Raw genomic sequence first — 20,023 nt, 5'->3', positions numbered from 1 at the left:
GAAAACTCCTGATGGACGGATGGATGAAGCATGAGGCGCCGACCGGATGGCCGGCGCTTCAGGGGAAATCAGAAAGCGAAGCAGGAGCAGCCGAACGCGCCCCAGAAACCGGCGAAGTCGCTGACCGGCGCATTCGACATCCGCGCCTTTTCATGGCTGTGGGTGTGCACCGCGCACGGGCCGCTGCATTGGTGAACCTGCGCCTGCAACGGCGAATTCGGCCGCCAGTGGCCCGGCACCTTCACGACAGGCGACCAGTCCGGCAGCACCGGAATCGAGCGCGGCCCGAGGTCTTCGAAGTCGCCGGCGGCGTAAACAATCTTGCCGCCGACCACGGTCAGGACCGACTCGATCCACTTGATCGCCTCTTCTTCGACGTGGAAGAAATCCGCACTCAGCGCCGCCAGATCCGCCAGTTGCCCGACCTTGATCTGGCCCTTCTTGCCCTGCTCCGAGGAGAACCAGGCGCTGCCGTGGGTGAACAATTCAAGCGCGGTGGTGCGTGGCAAACCTTCTTCGTACAAGGCCAGACCGCCGACGGTGCGACCGCTGACCATCCAGTACAGCGAAGTCCACGGGTTGTAGCTGGACACCCGCGTTGCGTCGGTGCCGGCGCCGACCGGTACGCCTTCGGCAAGCATGCGTTTGATCGGCGGGGTCGCTTCGGCGGCTTGCTTGCCGTAGCGGTCGACGAAGTATTCGCCCTGGAACGCCATGCGATCCTGAATCGCAATGCCGCCGCCCAGCGCTTTCACCCGCTCGATGTTTTGCGGGGTGATGGTTTCCGCGTGGTCGAAGAACCACGGCAAGCCGTTGAACGGAATGTCCCGATTGACCTTCTCGAACACGTCGAGCATGCGGCTGATCGACTCGTTGTAGGTCGCGTGCAAACGGAACGGCCAGCGCTGCTCGACCAGGTGGCGCACCACCGGCTCCAGCTCTTGCTCCATGGTTTGCGGCAGGTCCGGGCGCGGTTCGAGGAAGTCTTCGAAGTCCGCCGCCGAGAACACCAGCATTTCGCCGGCGCCGTTATGGCGCAAAAAGTCATCGCCCTGATGCAACGTGACGCTGCCGGTCCAGTTATGGAAATCGCTCAGCTCTTCTTTTGGCTTTTGGGTGAACAGGTTGTAGGCGATGCGCACGGTCAACTGGTCATCTTTGGCCAGTTGTTCGATCACCTGATAATCGTCCGGATAGTTCTGGAAACCGCCACCGGCATCGATCGCACTGGTCAGGCCGAGGCGATTGAGTTCGCGCATGAACTGGCGGGTCGAGTTGACCTGATATTCCAGCGGCAGCTTCGGCCCTTTGGCCAGCGTCGAGTAGAGGATCATCGCGTTCGGTCGCGCGACCAGCATGCCGGTCGGGTTGCCGTTGCTGTCACGGACGATCTCGCCACCCGGCGGGTTCGGCGTGTCGCGGGTGTAACCGGCCACACGCAGCGCGGCGCGGTTGAGCAAGGCGCGGTCGTACAAGTGCAGGATGAATACTGGCGTGTCCGGTGCGGCCTGGTTGATTTCTTCCAGCGTCGGCATGCGTTTTTCGGCGAACTGGAATTCGTTCCAGCCGCCGACCACGCGCACCCATTGCGGGGTTGGCGTCCGGTCGGCCTGATCCTTGAGCATGCGCAGGGCATCGGCCAGCGACGGCACGCCTTCCCAGCGCAGTTCGAGGTTGTAGTTCAAACCGCCACGGATCAGGTGCAAGTGCGAGTCGTTGAGGCCGGGGATGACGCAGCGACCGTGCATATCGACCACTTGCGTGTTCGGCCCGCGCAGGGCCATGGCCTGGTTGTCGTTGCCGACGACGACGAAACGGCCGTCGGTGATCGCCACGGCACTGGCCAGCGGTTTGGTGCGGTCGACGGTATGAAATTGGCCATTGAACAGAATCAGATCGGCGCTCATCGCAGTTCCTCAAGCAAAGTGAAAAGAAGCGAACCCCGCGCGCTCAGCGTGGCGAGGTCTCTTGGGAATCGAGGTGTTCATGGGCCTGGCTGGCTTCGAGCCACGGCGTAAACAAACGGGTGACCGGCGGCATCACCACGTACACCACCGACAGGACGATGGTCAGGGTGATCAGGAACGTCGCGACTACGTAGTTGGAAAGAATCGGATGCAACGCCAGCAACGGTCCCCAGATCAACGGCACGAGCAAGGTGTGCGGCAGAATCACCAACAGCGAGACCACGGCCTGCTTCCAGCGCGGTGGCGGTGTAGCGGCATCGGCCAGTGGCGAGAACCAGAATTCATTGATCGGCGCGACTTCGGTCTGATCGCCATCAGCCAGCATCGGCGCGGCTTCGGCGACCAGTGCCTGACGCTGCGGCGATTCGAGCCATCCCTGCATCGCTTCGGTAGAACTGAAGCGCAGCACGCAGGTGTAGAAATCGAGACGGCCGCGCTTGCCGCGCACCACGTCCACACCCAAATGCCCTTCACGCTGTCCCGCCACGCGGACGATATTGCGCAGCCAGGCCTCATACGCCGATTCGAAACCGGCCTTGACCCGGTGTTTGATGATCAGCGTGACCGTCTCATCGGCCCCCTGTGCTTGTGGATTGAGGACTTCAGGCATAACGCAGCACTCCGGGTAAACGAACAGGAATCACCAGCCGTCCCGGCCCGGCGATCAACACAGTGGCAAACAGGATCAACAGCAACCAGCCGAACTGTCCCTCGGCCACACTCCATTGCGGATGCACGACCAGCAGTGCCACCAGCAGCACAAACAGAATAGGCAAGCACGCCAATCGCGCCAGCACTCCGGCGACGATCAGCAGTGGACAGAGGACTTCGGCGAAGATCGCCAGGATCAAGGTGAGGTGGGATCCGAGGTGGAACGGGTCTTCGATCAGTTGCAGTTGCGCGGTGAAGTCCAGCAGCTTGGGCAAGCCGTGGACCCAGAGCAAAAACAATCCGCCACTGACCCGCAGGAACAGCAAACCGATGTCGCGCGCCTGTTCTTCTCGTTGCGAAGCGTTCATGACCCGACCCTTGAAATGTCATTGGCCTGAATCATGCCAATGATGGGTGGGGGGAAATTGGATGGATGTGCTCAGTTGCGACGGCGGTTACACGCGATGACGCTGGCTGAGGTTTTGATTTCAAGGCACTGCTCGAATGGTGTATTCCCGTGTCTGAAACACGATTGCCGTGTCAAAATCCGCAACCTGATCCAGATTGACCCTGAACCGAATGATCAGCTTGCTGCCATCCTTCAGCCGCCGTACGTAATTGGCCGAAACAATCGGGGTGTAACTGCCATTCGTCACCCAGGCCTGATGCACCCTGTTAGCGGTGCCCGCCCACATCCGCAGATTGTGCGCACCTGTGTCGCTCTCCCCCACCAGATCAAGCCAGAGACATTGTTTCACCGCGATATGCGACCAGTCACCAAACATCAGATTCGCGCCGGACTGGACATCTTTCAGATCGAGAATGTCGGTGCCGTTGGCCTGAGTGATCACCGGAGCGGCGAGTCGATCCAACGCAATCGGCAACACGTTGAGACGCAGAGGTTGTGAACTCACCAGAGCTGAAACGCCCCGGGTATAGGTAAAGGTCAGCTCCATGATTTTTCCGATGCTGAAGGCCACCAGTGATACAGGCAAAGGAATTCTGATCGGCCGTGTGGTACCCGCCGCAACCGGTGTGGTGGTATGCGAACCTGCAGGGGGAGTGCCATCAGCAGCTTTCACAGTCACTGAAACCCTATCGGTGGGTTGCAGGTCGAGATCCACCAACGCAGTCAGGGTCATTATTGCTGCCAACGGATCGAGGTTGATGTTATCGGGAGCCTCGACAATCTTCAGCGGCAGGTTTTGCGTCACGACATTGATTCGCCATGGACTTGAGGCGCTTCCGCTGCCATCCGCCAACCTCACCGTAAACTCATGCAATCCACCCGTCAGGCCAGCCGCGACGTACGTCCAGTTACCGTCAACGGCACCGACCGTGTCGAGTCTGGTCGTGCCGTCGAATACATCCACGGTGTCGCAAGCGCTGCCGCTTAGCGTGACAGTGGTGTATCGGGTGTCCGTGCCGTCAAGTATGTCTCCATCGAGATCGGAGACTGACATTATCCTCGGCCCACTGGAGGCCCCTGTCAGTACGATGTAGTTTCGATGTGCAAATGGCTGCGCAAGGGATTCATCCTGACTGCCTTGCAGCCCGGCCATGAAGCGCAACGACAGCACGCTGCGATCCTGCAGACGTTGCAGTGGTGCAGCAGAGAATTTCTGTTCGAAGAAACCGAAGCGGTTGAATTCGTCATTGACCACATTGTCCGGCGCTTGCCAGTACGACGCCTCGAAAACACTGCCATCGGCATTTGTGCCGTTGATATTCAGCCAGAAGAATTGGCCGCGCCTGCCCAGTAGCCACGCATTTGTACGCAAGGTGAACTCAGAAAGGTCGCTGACATTCAGCTCACCTCCCTGACCGTCGTTGTCGGCCTGTCGGATGAATGGCCGAGGCAGGTTCAATTGATTGATGCGTGTGATGTAAAGCGCCAAAGGCTGTGAAGTAACAGGCAGTTCAGTGCCGCGATAAAGCGTATAAGTGACGATGACGGTTTGCTCGAGGTTGAAAGCCACCAGGAGGTTATCAATATGGGTCTGGAAAGGACGTTGAAATCCGCCGATCGGTATACGCGGTGAGGTGTAGGACCCAGAACCTGCCGTACCGGCCCACGTGATCGTGAGACTGTCTCCTGTCTGCCAATCGAAGTCGATTTTTACCGTCAGGCTGTACCGAGCGGCCTGTGGATCCAGCAGACCGTCGGGGCGACTTTCTATGATTGAAAGCGGCGGCAGATTGTTACTGTCAAGCGCACGTATCAGCGTGTCCATGTTCACGTCCTTTTTGGCTACCCTTCGACATCGGCCAATCAGACATCGGAGCACGCAGATGCGCCACTGTCAGAACTAACAGGTCAAGCCCTGTTTCAGACGAACGGACACTCACATCACGGGAATATCCAGCGGCGCCGCCATGAACTGACTGATTCGCGAGCGCAGCCATTTCTCCGCCGGATCGTTGTCATGCACTCCGCTCCACGCCATCGACAATTGTGCGGCATCGATCGGGAACGGCGGATCTTCGGCACGTAATGCACAACCTTCAACCAACGCACACGCGGCATAATCCGGCACCGTGGCGATCATCTCGGTGCCGGCGAGCAAGGCACGCAGGCCGCTGAATTGCGGCACGCCCAAGACCACGCGGCGGGTACGACCGACCTTGGCCAGGTCCAGGTCGATATTGCCGCTCAGATCGCCGGAGAACGACACCATCGCATGCGGACGCTCGCAGTATTCATCCAGCGTCAGCGGGCCTGGGCGGCCGTCACCGCGCAGGACTTTGCAGGGAATGTCGCGCAGTTTTTTGCGCTTGGCGTTGGCCGGCAACTCAGTGGTGTAACTGACGCCAACGGAGATTTCCCCAGAGGCCAGCAGCGCCGGCATCAGCAGGTAGTTGGCGCGGCGCACCACCACGACAATCCCCGGAGCTTCTTGCTGAAGCTGGCGTAACAGCGGCGGGAACAGACCAAACTCGGCGTCGTCGGACAAACCGATGCGAAACACATCGCAACTGCTCGCCGGTTCGAACTCCTTGGCCCGGCTGACCGCGCCGGAGATGACATCCATCGCCGGCTGCAGCTCTTTGAGAATCGCCAGCGCCCGCGCGGTTGGCTCCATGCCGCGACCGTTGCGCAACAACAAAGGATCATCGAACAGATCACGCAAACGCCCCAACGCTGCACTGACGGCCGGTTGCCCCATGAACAGTTTTTCGGCGACGCGGGTCAGGTTCTTTTCGAACATCAGCGCTTCGAAAATCACCAGCAGGTTCATGTCAACGCGACGCAGATCGTTACGGTTCATGGGCACGGATTCCTTTTAGCCAGTCAGACGCCAGTGCTGCGCACTTTACGCGATCAACGGGACTGTTAGCGCCGTTTCGCAGCGAAATTAACAACGATTAACTCGTCAGCCCGCCGCCCTCGCCCAACAATGAATGCCACTGCGCAGCGTTGTTTTTAGACCTGAGGGGATGCGCCGACCGTGCATTCCCCATCGACACGGACTTTGGCCATGGCTCACTTACAGCACACCGTCGCCCTCGCCCCTGCCAGCGAACCCCGCAAGCCCGGGATCGGCGGGTTAAGCCCGCAGCGCGAACGACAGGTCAAACAACTGATCCTCGAACGTCTGGGTGAAAGCCTCGAAGTCACCGAGCTGGCCCGCGCCTGTTCGCTGTCGCGCAGCCATTTTTCCCGCGCCTTCAAGTGCAGCACCGGGCTGTCGCCGCAGGACTGGATTCGCACCCAACGCATCGCGCGGGCCAAGCTGTTGATCCAGCACACCGACCTGAGCCTGACGCAAATCAGCCTGGAATGCGGTTTCTGCGATCAGGCGCATTTTTGCCATATGTTCACCCGCAGTGAAGGCATCAACCCGTTTGCCTGGCGCTGCCAGATCATGCGTGAACCCAAGACTCACCGCTCACAGCCCGCCGTGTTTTGATCGCGGCCCCCGTTGCACTGACGCTCAAACCTGAGGATTATGCCGGGACACCCCGGATTAGAAGGCCTGCGCACGCGCCCGGCCCTACTCCGCTCTGTCCGCCGCAGCACCGCAGGAGTGAGCTGTTGAGTCTTTCGCCGAATCAGGCCCTCGGTTTTGGCCCTTATCGGATTCATCCCGGGCAACGTCTGGTACTCGAAGGCGAGCAGCCGCTGCGCTTGGGCCGACGGGCGATGGACATCCTCCTGATTCTGCTGGCCCATGCCGGCGAAGTGGTGAGCAAGCAGCAATTGATGGCCGGGGTCTGGCCGGACACCGTCGTTGAAGACATCAACTTGCGTGTGCACATGGCGGCGCTGCGCAAGGCGCTCGGTGACGGTCAGGCCGGCCAGCGTTACATCATCACCGTGGCGCACCGGGGTTACAGTTTTGTCGCACCGGTTTTGCTGGAATCCATGAAGGAGCGTCCTGTGAGCAATGCGGGCGGTCGACACAATCTGCCCTTGCGACGCACGCGCATGATCGGCCGCCAGCCGCTGGTCGACAGCTTGATGACGCAACTGCCGCGCCGACGCTGCATCACCTTGGTCGGGCCCGGCGGGATCGGTAAAACCACTGTGGCGTTACGCGTGGCCGAGCAGTTGATCGGCCAGTACCGCGACGGAATCCGGCTGGTCGATCTGGCACCACTCAACGATCCCCGGCTGATTTGCTCACACCTGGCCGCCCTGCTCGATCTGACCCTGCTCGAAGATGATCCGCTGGTGGCACTGGTCAATGGCCTGCAACAGCGGCAGATGCTGTTGTTGCTCGACAACTGCGAACACTTGATCGATGCCGTCGCAGCGCTCAGTGAAAGCATTCTGCGCGGCGCACCGAAGGTGCATATCCTCGCCACCAGCCGCGAAAGCCTGCGCGCGGAAGGTGAATTCGTGCAGCGTCTCGATTCGCTCGAATACCCATCGATGAACGCGACATTGAATCGTCAGCAAGCGCTGGATCATTCGGCCCTGCAACTGTTCATCGAACGGGCCACGGCCGCGCAGGAAAGCTTTGAACTGAGCGACGCACAGTTGCCGCAAGCGATCGAGATCTGCCACCGACTCGACGGTATTCCTCTAGCGCTGGAGCTGGCCGCAGCGCAAGTCACCGAACTGGGCCTGGACGGCCTGCTCAGCCAGTTACAGGGCCGCTTGCCAGCTTTGGCAGCGGGCAATCAAAGCAGTCTGGAACGCCACCTCACACTGCGCGCGACGCTGGACTGGAGTTTCAACTTGCTCGACCGTTGCGAGCAAACCTGTCTGCGCCGCATGGGCGTGTTTCGCGGTGGTTTTACGCTGGAGTCGGCGGCGGCCGTTATCGTCGGCCAACAGATCGACCCCGCAGCGGTGTTTGTATCGATCACCCAACTGGTGGCCAAATCCCTGCTCAGCGTCGAGGTCGGCGATGAGGAGGTGTTCTACCGCTTGCTCGACACAACCCGCCGTTATGCCCTGGAAAAACTCGATCACGCCGCCGAATGCGAGGAAACCCGCGAACGCCATGCAGAACGTTGTCTGGCGTTGATGCAGCAGGCGCAAAACGATTGGGAAAACACGCCGACGGCGTTGTGGATCGAACGTTATGCCCGAGGGCTGGAAGATCTGCGCGCGGCACTGGACTGGAGCCTGAACGGCGTCGGCCACGCAGGTTTGGGGATTCGTCTGACGGCGGCGTCGGCGCCCTTGTGGCAAGAGTTGTCGCTGCTCAACGAGTACGGCGACTATGTACGCCGGGCGCTAAGCGTGCTTGATGAACTCGGCGAACCTTGCCCGCGCCTGAAAGTTGCGCTGAAACTGGCCCTCGGCAGTGCCTGTTATCACACGTGGGGCGGTACTGCAGAAACCATCGAAGCGTTCGCCGACGCCCGCCGGTTGGCGCATGAAAACGATGACGTCGCCGGGCAGTTGCGCGCAGTGTCCGGGCACCTGGCGGTCAACCTCAGTTGCGGGCATTACCGCATGGCGCTGGCACAGAGCGAACACTTCGACCGCCTCGGCCTGCACGGCGATCCGATGCTGTCTCTGAGTACACACCGCTTGCGCGTACTGGCCCTGCACTATGCCGGCGATCAGACGCAGGCGCGCATGCATGCCGAGCAAGTGCTTGAGTGCATGGCGCAGAGCGGTCATGTCAACCGCTTCACTCACGGCTTTGGCGTGCAATACGACCAGAGCGTCGCGTCACTGACGGTGCTGGCGCGGGTGTTGTGGATGCAGGGTCTGCCGGAGCAAGCGTGGCGCACGGCGCGGCAGGCGCTGGACATTGCCGTGCAAATCGACCATGGCACTTCGATTTGCTACACCCTGGCGCTGGCCAGTTGCCTGATCGCTCATTACAACGGCGATCAACAGAACGCCCGGGCACTGTTGCAGCTGTTGCTGGAGCAATCGCAAAAGCATTCGGTGCTGCTGTTCAACACATGGGCGCGGCACTATGCGCAGGTGCTCGATGCGCCCACCATCACGCCAGTGCCGAAGGACAGTAGCGGGTTGATTCGGGAAATCATGGTCACGCTGGATGGCCGTTTTGTGGATGACGCGCTGGTTGAAAGGGCGTTGAGTGGTGATGCGGGGTGGAGCACGGCGGAAATCTTGCGGGCTCGGGCGCAGGCGTTACTGACTGACGATCGGGGTCGTCTGGACAGGCCCCTTCGCGAGCAAGCTCGCTCCCACATGGGTTTTGAGTACACCCAAAATCTCTGTGGGAGCGAGCGTGCCCGCGAGGAGGTCCTCCCAAACGCCAGCAATATTCAGGAAGCCGAAGAACTCCTGCAACAATCCCTGACCATCGCCCGCGCCCAAGGTGCGCTCGCCTGGGAACTGCGCACTGCCACCTCACTCGCGCAGCTCTGGCTGCGCCAATCGCGTTGCGGCGAGGCGCTGGATTTGCTCAACCCGCTCTATCAACGCTTCAACGAGGGCTACGCAACCCCGGACTTGCGCAAGGTACGCTTGCTGATCGACGAGTTACGCGAGCGCGTGCACGCCTGAGGCCCGGCGAATCCTGTTGATGTAACGCGCATGCCGCCGTTCAAGATCAATCCCTTCACCGCTACGCTCCAGTTGCTCCCGGGCATAGCAGCGGGTGGTGTTAAGCATCCGGTAGCGGCCCGCACTGCCGCCCCGCTCCACCGTCAACAATGACTTGCGCGCCAGACCTTCGATCATCGCGGCAAGTCGCTGCGCAGGCAATTGCGGACAACTGATCACCGCCAGCGCCGCTTCTAGCGTAAACGCCAGTTTGAACACCGATAAGCGTTGCAGCACGCGTTGTTCCTGCTCACTCAAGCATTGGTAGCTCCAGTCGAGTGCCGCCTGCATGGATTGGTGCCGCGACACTGCAGTGCGCCGGCCATGGCTGAGCACTTGCAGACCGTTGGCTATCTGCGCTTGCAAACCTACCAGCGCCAGCGCATCGATCTGCGCCGCCGCCAGTTCGATCGCCAGCGGCAAACCGTCGAGTTGACGACAGATCTCAAGCACGGCGTTGACATCCTGCTCGCGCAAGCGGAAATCATGCTGTCGCGCCCGCGCACGGCTGACGAACAACTGCACCGAGGAATGGCCCATGGCTTCAGTGATGCAATTGGCTGCAGAGCGCTTCGCAATGGCCAGCGGTGGCACGCACTGAAGGGTTTCCAGACTGACCTGCAAGGCTTCACGGCTGGTGGCGAGAATCGACAGTCGAGGCGCGGCTTCGAGCAACGTTTCAACCGCTACTCTGCAAGCGTCGCGGCGGTGGTCACAGTTATCCAGCAGCAGCATCGCATGGCGAGTCGACAGCCCGGTCAAATCGCTCTCCAGGATCTGCAGTAAATGATCAAGCAGCGGCGTGTGGTCGTCGATCAAGCTCAGATCGACCTGCCACACGCCGTCTCTGTAGTACTGCAACAGCAATTCCGCCACCCGCAACGCCACGGTGGACTTGCCCACGCCGGCGGCGCCCGTAACGGTCATCAGTCGACAAAGTGGCATTTGCCGCACCAGCCCGCCGACCAGCGCATCGCGGCCGGCGACCGGGGTCAGTCGCGCAGGCAGATTATGCTGAGGCGTGTGCAATCCCTCGAAAACCACTTGCGCGACGCTGTCGCAGCGGACCGGGGCGATAAAGCTATAACCGCATTGCGGCACATTGACGATGTAACGCTGACCGTTTTCGCCATCACCCAACGCTCGCCTGAGCGCAGCGATGTGCACGCGCAGGTTGATCTCCTCGACCACCGACGTCGGCCATACCAGCGCAATCAATTGCTCCTTTCTGACCACTCGACCGGCACGCTCGACCAGCACTTGCAGAATGTCCAGCGCGCGACCGCCCATGCGCAATGGCCGATCTCCATCGAGTATCAGCCGTTGACGCAGGTGGAAGGCGTAGGGGCCAAAATGCACCACCGACGCCGTGTTCAAATCGTTGAGGCTATCCATGCCAACTATCTTGGCAGCCTCAGATGACGCGACAACCGCTACGCGAGGCGCAGCACGGACATCCGGGTGCGCCAGACGGACACAAACGCTCTAGCTGAACTGTTCGCGGTATTGCGCAGGGGTCAGGCCAAGCTTTTCAGCAAACAGTGAACGCATGTGCCGCACACTGCCGAAACCACTTTTGTAAGCCACGGTTTTAAGCGGCAGATCGCTGGTTTCCAGCAGATTTCGCGCGCAGTCGATGCGCGCACTCTGCAGAAATGCCATCGGCGTCATGTTGATTTCGCGGGTGAACACCCGCGCAAAGTGCCGCGCACTCATGTTGACAATGGCGGCCATGCGCTCGACCGTAAAGGCTTCGTCGAGGTGCTCCAGCACATAATTCTGCGCGCGGGTAATCGGCGTTTCCTGTGGCGCCACGGCAGCCATCAGCGGACTGAACTGCGCTTGACCGCCCTGCCGTTTCATCACCACCAGCAGGACTTTGGCTACATCCTGGGCGAGTTTCTTGCCGTGATCGCGGGCAACCACGGCCAGCGCCATATCGATACCGGCAGTGACACCACCTGAGGTGATCAGATTGCGATCTTCGACATAGATCTGATCGGTTGCGACATGGGCTTTCGGGAAACCCCTGATCAGGCGCTCGGTGTAGTTCCAATGGGTGGTCACGCGGTAGCCATCGAGCAAGCCGGCATGGCCCAGCACGAAGGCGCCGGTGCAGATCGAGCCATAGTATTCGGCGCGCCGGACGGCGTCTTTGAGCCAGGCAAACAGCGACGGAAACTGTTGGTTGTAGGCACCCGGGCCTCCCGGCACCAGCAGCAAGTCATATCGCTCGGTGTCGTCTTCGATAGTCCGGTCGGCATGCACCAACGCACCATTGGAGGCCCGCAGCGGCCCACGTTCAGTGCCAAGCGTGATCAATTGATAATGCGCTGCAGGTTTCAAGTAGCGATTGGCAACTGAAAAAACCTCCATTGGCCCGGCCATGTCTAGCAGAAGAAAGTCGGGAAACAGCACCATTGCCACGGTTTTCATGGGAAGACATCACTTAAATCAAGGAGACATGAGACAGGCCAGACATTATGGCCAAGTACGACATTCGGGGCGCAAGAGTTTATGCGAGGCGCGTCGCACAACTGTCAACCTGATCAGGACAGTCTTTCAATTTTCATCTACTTATTGCACCGAACAGTAACCAGTAAACTTCTCCTCACTCGGACGAATTCACGTCCCGCAAGGAGATTTCATCATGCTGACCCTTCGCAAAGCCTCTGATCGTGGCCTCGCCAATCATGGCTGGTTGAAGTCCTTTCATACCTTTTCCTTCGCCAGCTACCGCGACCCGCGCGAGCAGGGCTTTTCCGACCTGCTGGTGATTAATGACGACCGCGTTGCTGCCGGTAAAGGCTTCGGTCAGCACCCGCATCGCGACATGGAGATCTTTTCCTACGTACTGGAAGGCGCGCTGGAACACAAGGACACGCTGGGTACCGGCTCGGTCATCCGCCCGGGCGATGTGCAATTGATGAGCGCCGGCAGCGGTGTGGCGCACAGCGAGTTCAACCATTCGGCGAGCAAACCGGTGCACTTCCTGCAGATCTGGATCGTGCCGGAGGTTGCCGGTGCCAAACCGCGTTATCAACAGGAGCATTTCAGCGCCAAGAAAAAACGCGGTCGTCTGCAATTGATCATTTCGCCGGACGGCCACGACGGTTCGCTGAAAGTGCGCCAGGACGCACGGGTGTACGCCGGGCTGTTCGACGGCAAGGAAAGCGCGACGCTGGAACTGCCCGCCAACCGCTACGCCTATGTGCACGTTGCACGCGGCAGTGTTGAACTCAATGGTCAGCGATTGCAGGAAGGCGACGGCGTGCGAGTTCGCGAGGAACAGTTGCTGAGTTTAAGCAATGGTGTCGATGCCGAGGTGCTGGTGTTCGACTTGCGGCCGCAGGAGTTGCCAGAAATGCCATGATGCGGTGTTTCAATGCCCACAGAAACGGCCTTCCGGTGAAGGCCGTTTTTTATTCTGGTGGTTTGAGCCACGGCAGCGTCGGGGGCATCGGGACGGTGAATTCCTTGCCCGCCTGAATCGCCGCCAACGTCGTCTGGATCGCTGCATACATGTTGGCTTGATTGGCATAACAGGCACCGACGACGATCGCAACGAGCCCCACCAATTGAACGGCAGTCGCTGCCCAGACGTTGGCTTTCGTGGTGCTCGCCTGTTTGATCGCTTCTTTCGACTCTTCTGCAATGGTCTGGATGGCAGACGACATCAGTTCGAAACGTTTGTCTCGCTCTGCTTGAGCCCTGTCCCGCTCTGCTTGAGTTCTGTCCCGCTCAGCTTGAGTCCTGTCAATCTCTGACTGAATCCGGCCGTTGGCCTTGTCCCGCTCTGCCTGAGCCGCCAGAAATGCATCGATCCTCATCGATACACCTTCCATCCGAGCATCCATTCTCGTCTCTATGGTCTCGATCCTGGCATCGAACTCTTCGCGGCTTATCGTGCTCATGGTTTGCGTATTCCGGATTTCGTTCAATGGATCACTGTATGGGTACTGACTGACTTCCCTGGCTTTCAATTCATCACCTTTGACGGGATTACGACCTTCCGTGGTCGATCGTTTCGTTGCGAGGTCCGCATCGCCTACCGGACTGTGGAAACAATAGATTCCTTCCCCAGTGACCACAAGCCGGCTGATTCAGCCTGAGTTGTAGGCCGTTTCATCCGACGATGTAGCCTCTACAAAACAGTCTCGTGCTTACTCATTCTCCAGCGCAAACGCCTCAACAATCTGGTCAATTACTGCCCTCACCCGCGCTGTATGGCGCAGATCCGCATGGGTCACCAGCCAGACTTCATACGGCAGTGGCCGGGTACGTTGCGACCAGAGTCTGACCAGTCCATCTCGCTCGCCCATGTACACCGGAATTTCTCCTACACCCAATCCTGCAGCAATCGAGCGACGGACGAGCAGGCTGGAACTGAGGCTCGCGACGATGCGGCCGCGACTCAACGGCTCCGATACCAGAGTCAGATCCTTTTTGCTTTGCAGATACGGCTGATAGACCACCAGATCATGCCCCTCGAACGCCGTGTCCGGTCGCGGCACTCCATTGACGTCGATATACGCCTGGGAGGCGAACAGCCCCACCGGCCATCGGGCAATTCGCCGAGCGATCAGGTCAGGATTGTCCGGTCGGGTGTTACGTACGGCGATGTCCGCCTCGCGTTTGGCCAGGCTGACGATCTGCGTGGACGCATCCAGCTGCACCCGCACGTCCGGGTGCTGCTCGTGCAGACGGGCAATCGCCGGGATCAGAAAATCGATGGCCAGCGAATCGGTGGTACTGACGCGCACCGTGCCGGTCAGACGATCGTCCAGGCCCTGAATCTGCCGCTCCAGCTCCAGCGCCGAATGCTCCATTTTCTCTACACTTTTCAGCGCCGCTTCGCCGACCGCCGTCAACGCGTACCCCTCGGAGGTGCGCAGGAACAACGTCGCACTCAGGGACTTTTCCAGCGCGCTGATCCGCCGCCCGACAGTCGCCTGATCCACTCCCAGCATCCGCGCCGCACCACGCAACGTCGACTCGCGGCAAACGGCCAGAAACACCCGTGCATCATCCCAATTCATGCTGTCTCCCGATGATGCAAATTCGCATCGCAGTGCAGCTTAATCGCTGCATTAACGCAGCAACGATAGCCGATATGCTGAACGCCATAAACCTTCCGCGAGATCGCTATCATGCGCACTTCAACCTCTACCGGTATCTGGCTGTCGATCTTCGCTGGCCTCTGCGCCAGCCTGGTCAGCATCGGACTGGCGCGTTTCGCTTACACGCCGTTGATTCCTTCGCTGATTGAAGCGCAGTGGTTCAGCGCCAATGATGTGGTCTACCTCGGAGCGGCCAACCTGGTGGGTTATCTGATCGGCGCCCTGCTCGGCCGGCCTACAGCGCGCCAGTTCGGCAATAAAAATGCCTTGCGGCTGATGATGCTGATCGTCACGGCGGCATTTTTTGCCTGCGCGTTTCCGGTGTCGGTGAGCTGGTTCTTCGGCTGGCGGCTGCTATCCGGGATTGCCGGTGGCGCGATCATGGTGTTGGTGGCGGCGACGGTATTGCCGCATGTTCCGGCCGCCCGTAAAGGTTTGGCCAGCGGCGCGATTTTTCTCGGCATCGGTCTTGGCATAGCCGGCTCGGGGACGCTGGTGCCACCGCTGTTAAACCTTGGTTTACAGGCAACCTGGCTGGGCCTGGGGGCTTTGGCCCTGTTGCTGACTGCGTTGAGCTGGTTCGGTTGGCCGTCCGATTTTGCGCACCCGGCGGCTCCGCACCAAACGGCGTCCGTTGAACCGACGCCGCGCGCTGTTTATGTGCTGTTCGCCCAATACGCTTTCATGGCCGCTGGTCTGGTGCCGGCGATGGTTTTTCTGGTGGATTACGTCGCTCGCGGACTAGGCGCCGGGGCGCATGTCGGCGCGTCGATCTGGGTGATGTATGGCCTGGGCGCGATTGTCGGCCCGGTGAGTTATGGCTTTCTCGCCGATCAGCTTGGCCCGCGGTCCGGCATTCGCCTGGTGCTGGTGGTGCAGGCGATTGCCTTGGGGCTACTGACGATAACCCAGTCTTTTCTAGCGCTGGCGTTGCTGGCGGTGATTCTCGGTTCATTCCCGCCCGGCATCGTGCCGCTGGCACTGGCGCGAGTGCATGAGCTGGTGCCGGAGCACCATCGCCAGCAAATCGCCTGGAGCCGCGCCACGGTGTCGTTTGCCACGTTTCAGGCGTTAGCCGGGTTTGCCTATTCGGCGCTGTTCAACGCCAGCGGCGGTCACCACGCGTTGTTGTTCGTCATTGCCGCTGGCGCGATCGTCGTGGCATTGCTGCTGGAGCAAGCCATGAAATGGCTGCCCGCCCCGATCGAACCGCAGTGCTGTGCACATTGAATGGAATCATTGCTTGCGCCGCACGCTCCCACTTACAGAACTCAATCCAAGAGGATCCGATATGTCACTGCCCAATGAAATGACCCGAATCGAAATCACCGAACCCGGTGCCCCCGAGGTATTACAACCCCGCCGCGTGCCGTTGCCGGTCGCCGCAGACGGCGAGGTACTGATCCGCGTACACGCCGCCGGGATCAACCGGCCGGACGCCTTGCAGCGAGCGGGGAAATATCCGATGAAACCCGGCATGAACCCGATCCCGGGGCTGGAGGTTGCCGGTGAAGTCGTGGCACTCGGAACGGGTGTCAGTCAATTCGCCGTGGGCGACAAAGTCTGCGCGCTGACCAATGGCGGCGGTTATGCCGAATACTGCGCCGTCCCGGCCGGCCAGACCCTGCCGATTCCCCACGGCCTGGACTGGGTGCACGCCGCCGCGCTCCCGGAAACCTTCTTTACCGTATGGGCCAACCTGTTCGGCCTCGGCGGCGCCAGCCGTGGGCAACGCGCGCTGATTCACGGCGGCACCAGCGGCATCGGCACTACCGCACTGATGCTTTGCCGCGAATTCGGTATAGAAACGTTCGCCACCGCAGGCAGCGCAGACAAATGCGCAGCGATCCGCGACCTTGGCGGCTTGCCGATCAACTATCGCGAGGAGGAGTTCGCCCAAGTCATCGCCGATAAAACCGCAGGCCAGGGCGTCAATGTGATCCTCGACATCATGGGCGGCTCGTATCTCAACGATAACGTCAGCGCACTGGCGATGGATGGCCGACTGGTCATGCTCGGCTTTCTCGGCGGCGCGCGGGCCAACGACTTTGATCTGCTGGCAATGATGGCCAAACGTGCGGTCATTACCGGGTCTCTCCTTCGCGCCCGCACCGCTGCCGAAAAAGCCGCGATTGCCGATCAACTGCGCGAGCACGTATGGCCGGCACTGTCTGCCGGGCGGTTACTGCCGATGATCGACAAGGTTTATTCACTCAACGACGCGGCTCAGGCTCACGCGCACATGGAGGCTGGCGACCATATCGGCAAGATTGTGCTGCAGGTGGCGTGATTCCTTGCAGCATTTGGTAATCGTTGCATCGGGACGGTGGTCGAAAAACTCACGCGCAGACCGAGCCATCTGGTAAAAAGCCTTCTTTGTCTGCGCTTGGGTGAAACGTTTAATGTTCCTGTCCTTCATGACGCGTCTGCGACGCCGCCGTTTGGCGTTCGCCTGTATGGCCGCGCTGATTATCGGCGTGCCGACCAGTTGTGCCGTACTCGAACACACCGAACGCAAACTGCTGTTTCGCATCGAACCCGGCACGGCCGGCTGGTATCACGGCTTGCCTGGCAGCGTGCAGGAACTCGACCTGCAACCGAAAAGCTTCAAAGCCGGGGAGAACATTCATGCCTGGTGGTGGCCGGCGGAAAAAGCCAATGCGCCGGCCATTCTCTATCTGCATGGCGTGCGCTGGAACCTCACCGGCCAGTTGTTCCGCATCGAACAATTGCGCGCGGCGGGTTACTCAGTGTTGGCCATCGACTATCGCGGTTTCGGCAAGAGTCACGGTGATCTGCCGTCGGAAAGCAGTGTCTACGAAGACGCGCGCGTGGCGTGGGAGCGCTTCAAACTGCTGCAACCGGATCCGGCCAAACGCCTGATCTACGGGCATTCCCTGGGCGGCGCCGTGGCGATCGATCTGGCAGCGGAACTTGGGCAGGCCGCCGCTCGCGATCACTCCGCGCTACCCGTGCGCGGACTGGTGATCGAGTCCACGTTTACCACGCTGGCAGATGTCGCCGCATCTGTGGCCAACACGTCATTGCCAGTGCGCTGGCTGCTGTCGCAGAAATTCGATTCGATCGACAAGATCGCCGACATTCATATGCCGCTGCTGGTGGTCCACGGTCTGGCTGACGCTTTCGTTCCTCCGCGTTTCAGCGAGCAACTGTTCAACGCCGCGCAACAACCCAAACGCCTGCTGTTGGTGCCGGGCGCGACGCACAACAACAGCATGGCGCTCGGCGGGCAGAATTACCGCAAGGCGATCGACAGCCTGATGCAGAGCAAACCGGCCCCCCGGGTGGCCGGGCCTGCGACCGTACGCAGCGGGCGGGACACTTAACGGTAGCCGCGAGCCTGCAAATCGAACAGTTGCGCGTAATGCCCGGCAGCCGCAATCAGTTGATCGTGGCCGCCCTGCTCCAGAATCTTGCCTTGTTGCAGCACGATGATGTGGTCAGCATTGCGCACGCTGGAAAAACGATGGGAGATCAGCAAGGTCATGCGCCCGTCGCTGTGCTGGCTGAAATGCTCGAACACCGCCGCTTCGGCCGCCGGATCAAGGGCGGACGTCGGCTCATCGAGGATCAGAATGTCAGCATCACGGCGCATGTACGCGCGGGATAAGGCAATCTTCTGCCACTGCCCACCGGACAATTCCTGGCCACCGGCAAACCAGCGTCCCAACTGCGTGGCATACCCCTTGTCCAGCCCTTCGATAAAGGGTGCAGCCATGCCTTGGGCAGCCGCCTCCTGCCACCGCTGCACGTCGTTGAACGCCAGGGTATCGCCGACGCCGATGTTTTCTCCAACGGTGAACTGGTAGCGAATGTAGTCCTGAAAAATCACGCCAATCCGCCGACGTAACGCGGTCTCCTGCCAATCCTGCAAATCGCTGCCGTCGAGCAGGATGCGCCCTTGATCAGGGCGGTAGAGCCGGGTCAGTAACTTGATCAGCGTGGTCTTGCCAGAACCGTTCTCGCCGACCAACGCCATGCTCTTGCCTGGCACCAGTTGCAGGTCAATGTTTTCCAGTGCCGGCCGACTGGCACCGGGGTAACGAAAACCGACGTTTTCGAAACGCAAACCATCGCCCGGGCAGGCACCGACCGTCAGGTGACCGGTATCCACCTGCACCGGTTCGGCCAGGTATTCATAAAGACTCGTCAGGTAGAGGCCGTCTTCGTACAGGCCGCTGATTGCACTCAGACTGCTGCTCACAGCGCTTTGGCCTTGCTTGAACAGCACCAGATACATGGTCATCTGACCGAGGCTGATCTGGCCATGTACGGCATCGATCACCACCCAGGCATAGGCCACGTAAAAAGCCGCCGTACCGAGCAGGCCGAGGCCGAAGCCCCAGCCATCGCGCCGCAACGTCAGGCGCCGGTCTTCGGCATACAGTCTGGCGAACGTGTCGCGGTAGCGTTGCAGCAACAACGGGGCAAATCCGAACAGCTTGACCTCTTTGATGTACGTTTCGTGGGACAGCAAGGTTTCGATGTAGCTCTGCTGCCGACTCTCCGGCGCACGGCGGGTGAACAGACGAAAGGCGTCACCGGAAAAATGCGCCTCGGCGAAGAACACCGGCAACGCACCGACCACCAGCAGCACCAGCGCCCAGGGAGAAAAGTGCACCAGCAGCACGCCAAAGCTGATCAGCATGATCAAGTTCTGAATCAAGCCCAGCGATTTCATGACCAGCGCCAGTGGCCGGGTCGAAGCCTCGCGACGAACACGCACCAGTTTGTCGTAGAACTCGGAGTTCTCGAACTGCACCAGTGACAGGGTCTGCGCTTTCTGCAAGATCAGCGTATTGACCTTCTGCCCCAGTTGCACCCGCAACAGCGACTGCTGCACCGAGAGCGCCCGTTGCGTGCCGGACAACAGCGCCAACACCCCGGCCTCCAACAAAACGTAACGCAACACTGGCCACAGCGGCGCGCTGCCGTGTTGCGCATGCAACTGCATCGCCGCCACCACGGCATCAACAATTCGCTGCCCCAACCATGCCGCCAGTGCCGGCAACAGCCCGGCCACCAACGTTGCCAGCACCAGCCCCAGAAACAAGCCACGCGATGTCCCCCAGACCAACCGCAGGGCTCGCTGCGCCTGATCGAACAAGGACGTGAAACGCGATAGATCAGGCATGGGGTAGTGGACTCTGCAGGTGGTGGTGGGTCATGGTACTCCAGCACTACGGCTGAACTTCACCCGACGACCGCGTTATTATCAACACGCTTTTCAGAACAAAAACATCTGTAAGACTCAGGCCTTTCCGGCGTCCAACGCTCTGCTA

General features: G+C 60.3%; 16 protein-coding genes. 6 read left to right on the top strand and 10 right to left on the bottom strand.

Going from position 1 to position 20,023, the window contains the following annotated elements; translation table 11 throughout:
• Positions 1–68: 68 nt before the first annotated feature.
• The 5 genes from P3G59_RS11005 to P3G59_RS10985 all read right to left on the bottom strand — a co-directional run bounded on the left by P3G59_RS11005 (position 69) and on the right by P3G59_RS10985 (position 5,887).
• Positions 69–1,907 carry an amidohydrolase gene (locus P3G59_RS11005; RefSeq protein ID WP_277761539.1) on the bottom strand — a complete coding sequence of 613 codons (1,839 nt, stop codon included), beginning with the start codon at positions 1,905–1,907 and terminating at the stop codon, positions 69–71.
• Positions 1,908–1,950: 43 nt separating this feature from the next.
• Positions 1,951–2,577 (bottom strand): antibiotic biosynthesis monooxygenase, encoded by a 627-nt coding sequence (locus tag P3G59_RS11000; protein ID WP_277761538.1) that lies wholly within the window; start codon positions 2,575–2,577, stop codon positions 1,951–1,953.
• Positions 2,570–2,986 carry a DoxX family protein gene (locus P3G59_RS10995; RefSeq protein ID WP_277761537.1) on the bottom strand — a complete coding sequence of 139 codons (417 nt, stop codon included), beginning with the start codon at positions 2,984–2,986 and terminating at the stop codon, positions 2,570–2,572. Before P3G59_RS10995 ends, P3G59_RS11000 begins: the two co-directional genes overlap by 8 nt.
• 120 nt (positions 2,987–3,106) lie before the next feature.
• Positions 3,107–4,852, bottom strand: coding sequence for a hypothetical protein (locus P3G59_RS10990; protein WP_277761536.1), 1,746 nt, complete (start codon positions 4,850–4,852; stop codon positions 3,107–3,109).
• A 111-nt stretch (positions 4,853–4,963) separates the two neighbouring features.
• Positions 4,964–5,887, bottom strand: a complete 924-nt coding sequence (locus P3G59_RS10985) for a LysR family transcriptional regulator (protein ID WP_277761535.1) — start codon at positions 5,885–5,887, stop codon at positions 4,964–4,966.
• Between the two features lie 210 nt (positions 5,888–6,097).
• On the opposite strand from P3G59_RS10985, the gene P3G59_RS10980 reads away from it, so the two are divergent.
• Both P3G59_RS10980 and P3G59_RS10975 read left to right on the top strand, forming a co-directional pair.
• The gene (locus P3G59_RS10980) at positions 6,098–6,529 is read left to right on the top strand and encodes an AraC family transcriptional regulator (RefSeq protein ID WP_277761534.1); all 432 of its coding nucleotides are present in this window, start codon (positions 6,098–6,100) and stop codon (positions 6,527–6,529) included.
• A 125-nt stretch (positions 6,530–6,654) separates the two neighbouring features.
• Positions 6,655–9,561, top strand: coding sequence for a winged helix-turn-helix domain-containing protein (locus P3G59_RS10975; RefSeq protein ID WP_277761533.1), 2,907 nt, complete (start codon positions 6,655–6,657; stop codon positions 9,559–9,561).
• Here the strand turns inward: P3G59_RS10975 and P3G59_RS10970 are convergent.
• Together P3G59_RS10970 and P3G59_RS10965 are read right to left on the bottom strand one after the other, a co-directional pair.
• Positions 9,538–10,995, bottom strand: a complete 1,458-nt coding sequence (locus tag P3G59_RS10970; RefSeq protein ID WP_277761532.1) for a winged helix-turn-helix domain-containing protein — start codon at positions 10,993–10,995, stop codon at positions 9,538–9,540. The genes P3G59_RS10975 and P3G59_RS10970 overlap by 24 nt on opposite strands.
• Positions 10,996–11,085: 90 nt before the next feature.
• A complete protein-coding gene (locus P3G59_RS10965) occupies positions 11,086–12,036 on the bottom strand; it encodes a GlxA family transcriptional regulator (protein WP_277761531.1) in 951 nt (316 codons plus the stop codon).
• Positions 12,037–12,250: 214 nt separating this feature from the next.
• Between P3G59_RS10965 and P3G59_RS10960 the strand changes: the two genes are divergently transcribed.
• On the top strand, positions 12,251–12,973 hold the full coding sequence (locus P3G59_RS10960; RefSeq protein WP_277761530.1) for a pirin family protein: 723 nt from the start codon (positions 12,251–12,253) through the stop codon (positions 12,971–12,973).
• Between the two features lie 49 nt (positions 12,974–13,022).
• On the opposite strand, the gene P3G59_RS10955 is transcribed toward P3G59_RS10960, so the two are convergent.
• Both P3G59_RS10955 and P3G59_RS10950 read right to left on the bottom strand, forming a co-directional pair.
• Entirely contained in the window at positions 13,023–13,514 is a 492-nt protein-coding gene (locus P3G59_RS10955) for a hypothetical protein (RefSeq protein ID WP_277761529.1), read from the bottom strand.
• A 249-nt stretch (positions 13,515–13,763) separates the two neighbouring features.
• Positions 13,764–14,639: a LysR family transcriptional regulator gene (locus P3G59_RS10950; RefSeq protein WP_277761528.1), complete on the bottom strand. Its 876-nt coding sequence runs from the start codon at positions 14,637–14,639 to the stop codon at positions 13,764–13,766.
• 111 nt (positions 14,640–14,750) lie between these two features.
• On the opposite strand from P3G59_RS10950, the gene P3G59_RS10945 reads away from it, so the two are divergent.
• The 3 genes from P3G59_RS10945 to P3G59_RS10935 all read left to right on the top strand — a co-directional run bounded on the left by P3G59_RS10945 (position 14,751) and on the right by P3G59_RS10935 (position 18,067).
• Complete coding sequence (locus tag P3G59_RS10945; protein ID WP_277761527.1) at positions 14,751–15,950, top strand: YbfB/YjiJ family MFS transporter; 1,200 nt, start codon at positions 14,751–14,753, stop codon at positions 15,948–15,950.
• Positions 15,951–16,011: 61 nt separating this feature from the next.
• Positions 16,012–17,010, top strand: a complete 999-nt coding sequence (locus tag P3G59_RS10940) for an NAD(P)H-quinone oxidoreductase (protein ID WP_277761526.1) — start codon at positions 16,012–16,014, stop codon at positions 17,008–17,010.
• A gap of 112 nt (positions 17,011–17,122) precedes the next feature.
• The gene (locus P3G59_RS10935) at positions 17,123–18,067 is read left to right on the top strand and encodes an alpha/beta fold hydrolase (protein ID WP_277761525.1); all 945 of its coding nucleotides are present in this window, start codon (positions 17,123–17,125) and stop codon (positions 18,065–18,067) included.
• Here P3G59_RS10935 and P3G59_RS10930 read toward each other — a convergent pair.
• Positions 18,064–19,875, bottom strand: a complete 1,812-nt coding sequence (locus tag P3G59_RS10930) for an ABC transporter ATP-binding protein (RefSeq protein WP_277761524.1) — start codon at positions 19,873–19,875, stop codon at positions 18,064–18,066. The genes P3G59_RS10935 and P3G59_RS10930 overlap by 4 nt on opposite strands.
• Positions 19,876–20,023 lie beyond the last annotated feature (148 nt).

This window comes from Pseudomonas sp. A34-9 (assembly GCF_029543085.1).
Classification (GTDB): domain Bacteria; phylum Pseudomonadota; class Gammaproteobacteria; order Pseudomonadales; family Pseudomonadaceae; genus Aquipseudomonas.
Note: the sequence above shows the minus strand (reverse complement) of the source record. Positions and strands in the feature narration are given on the sequence as shown.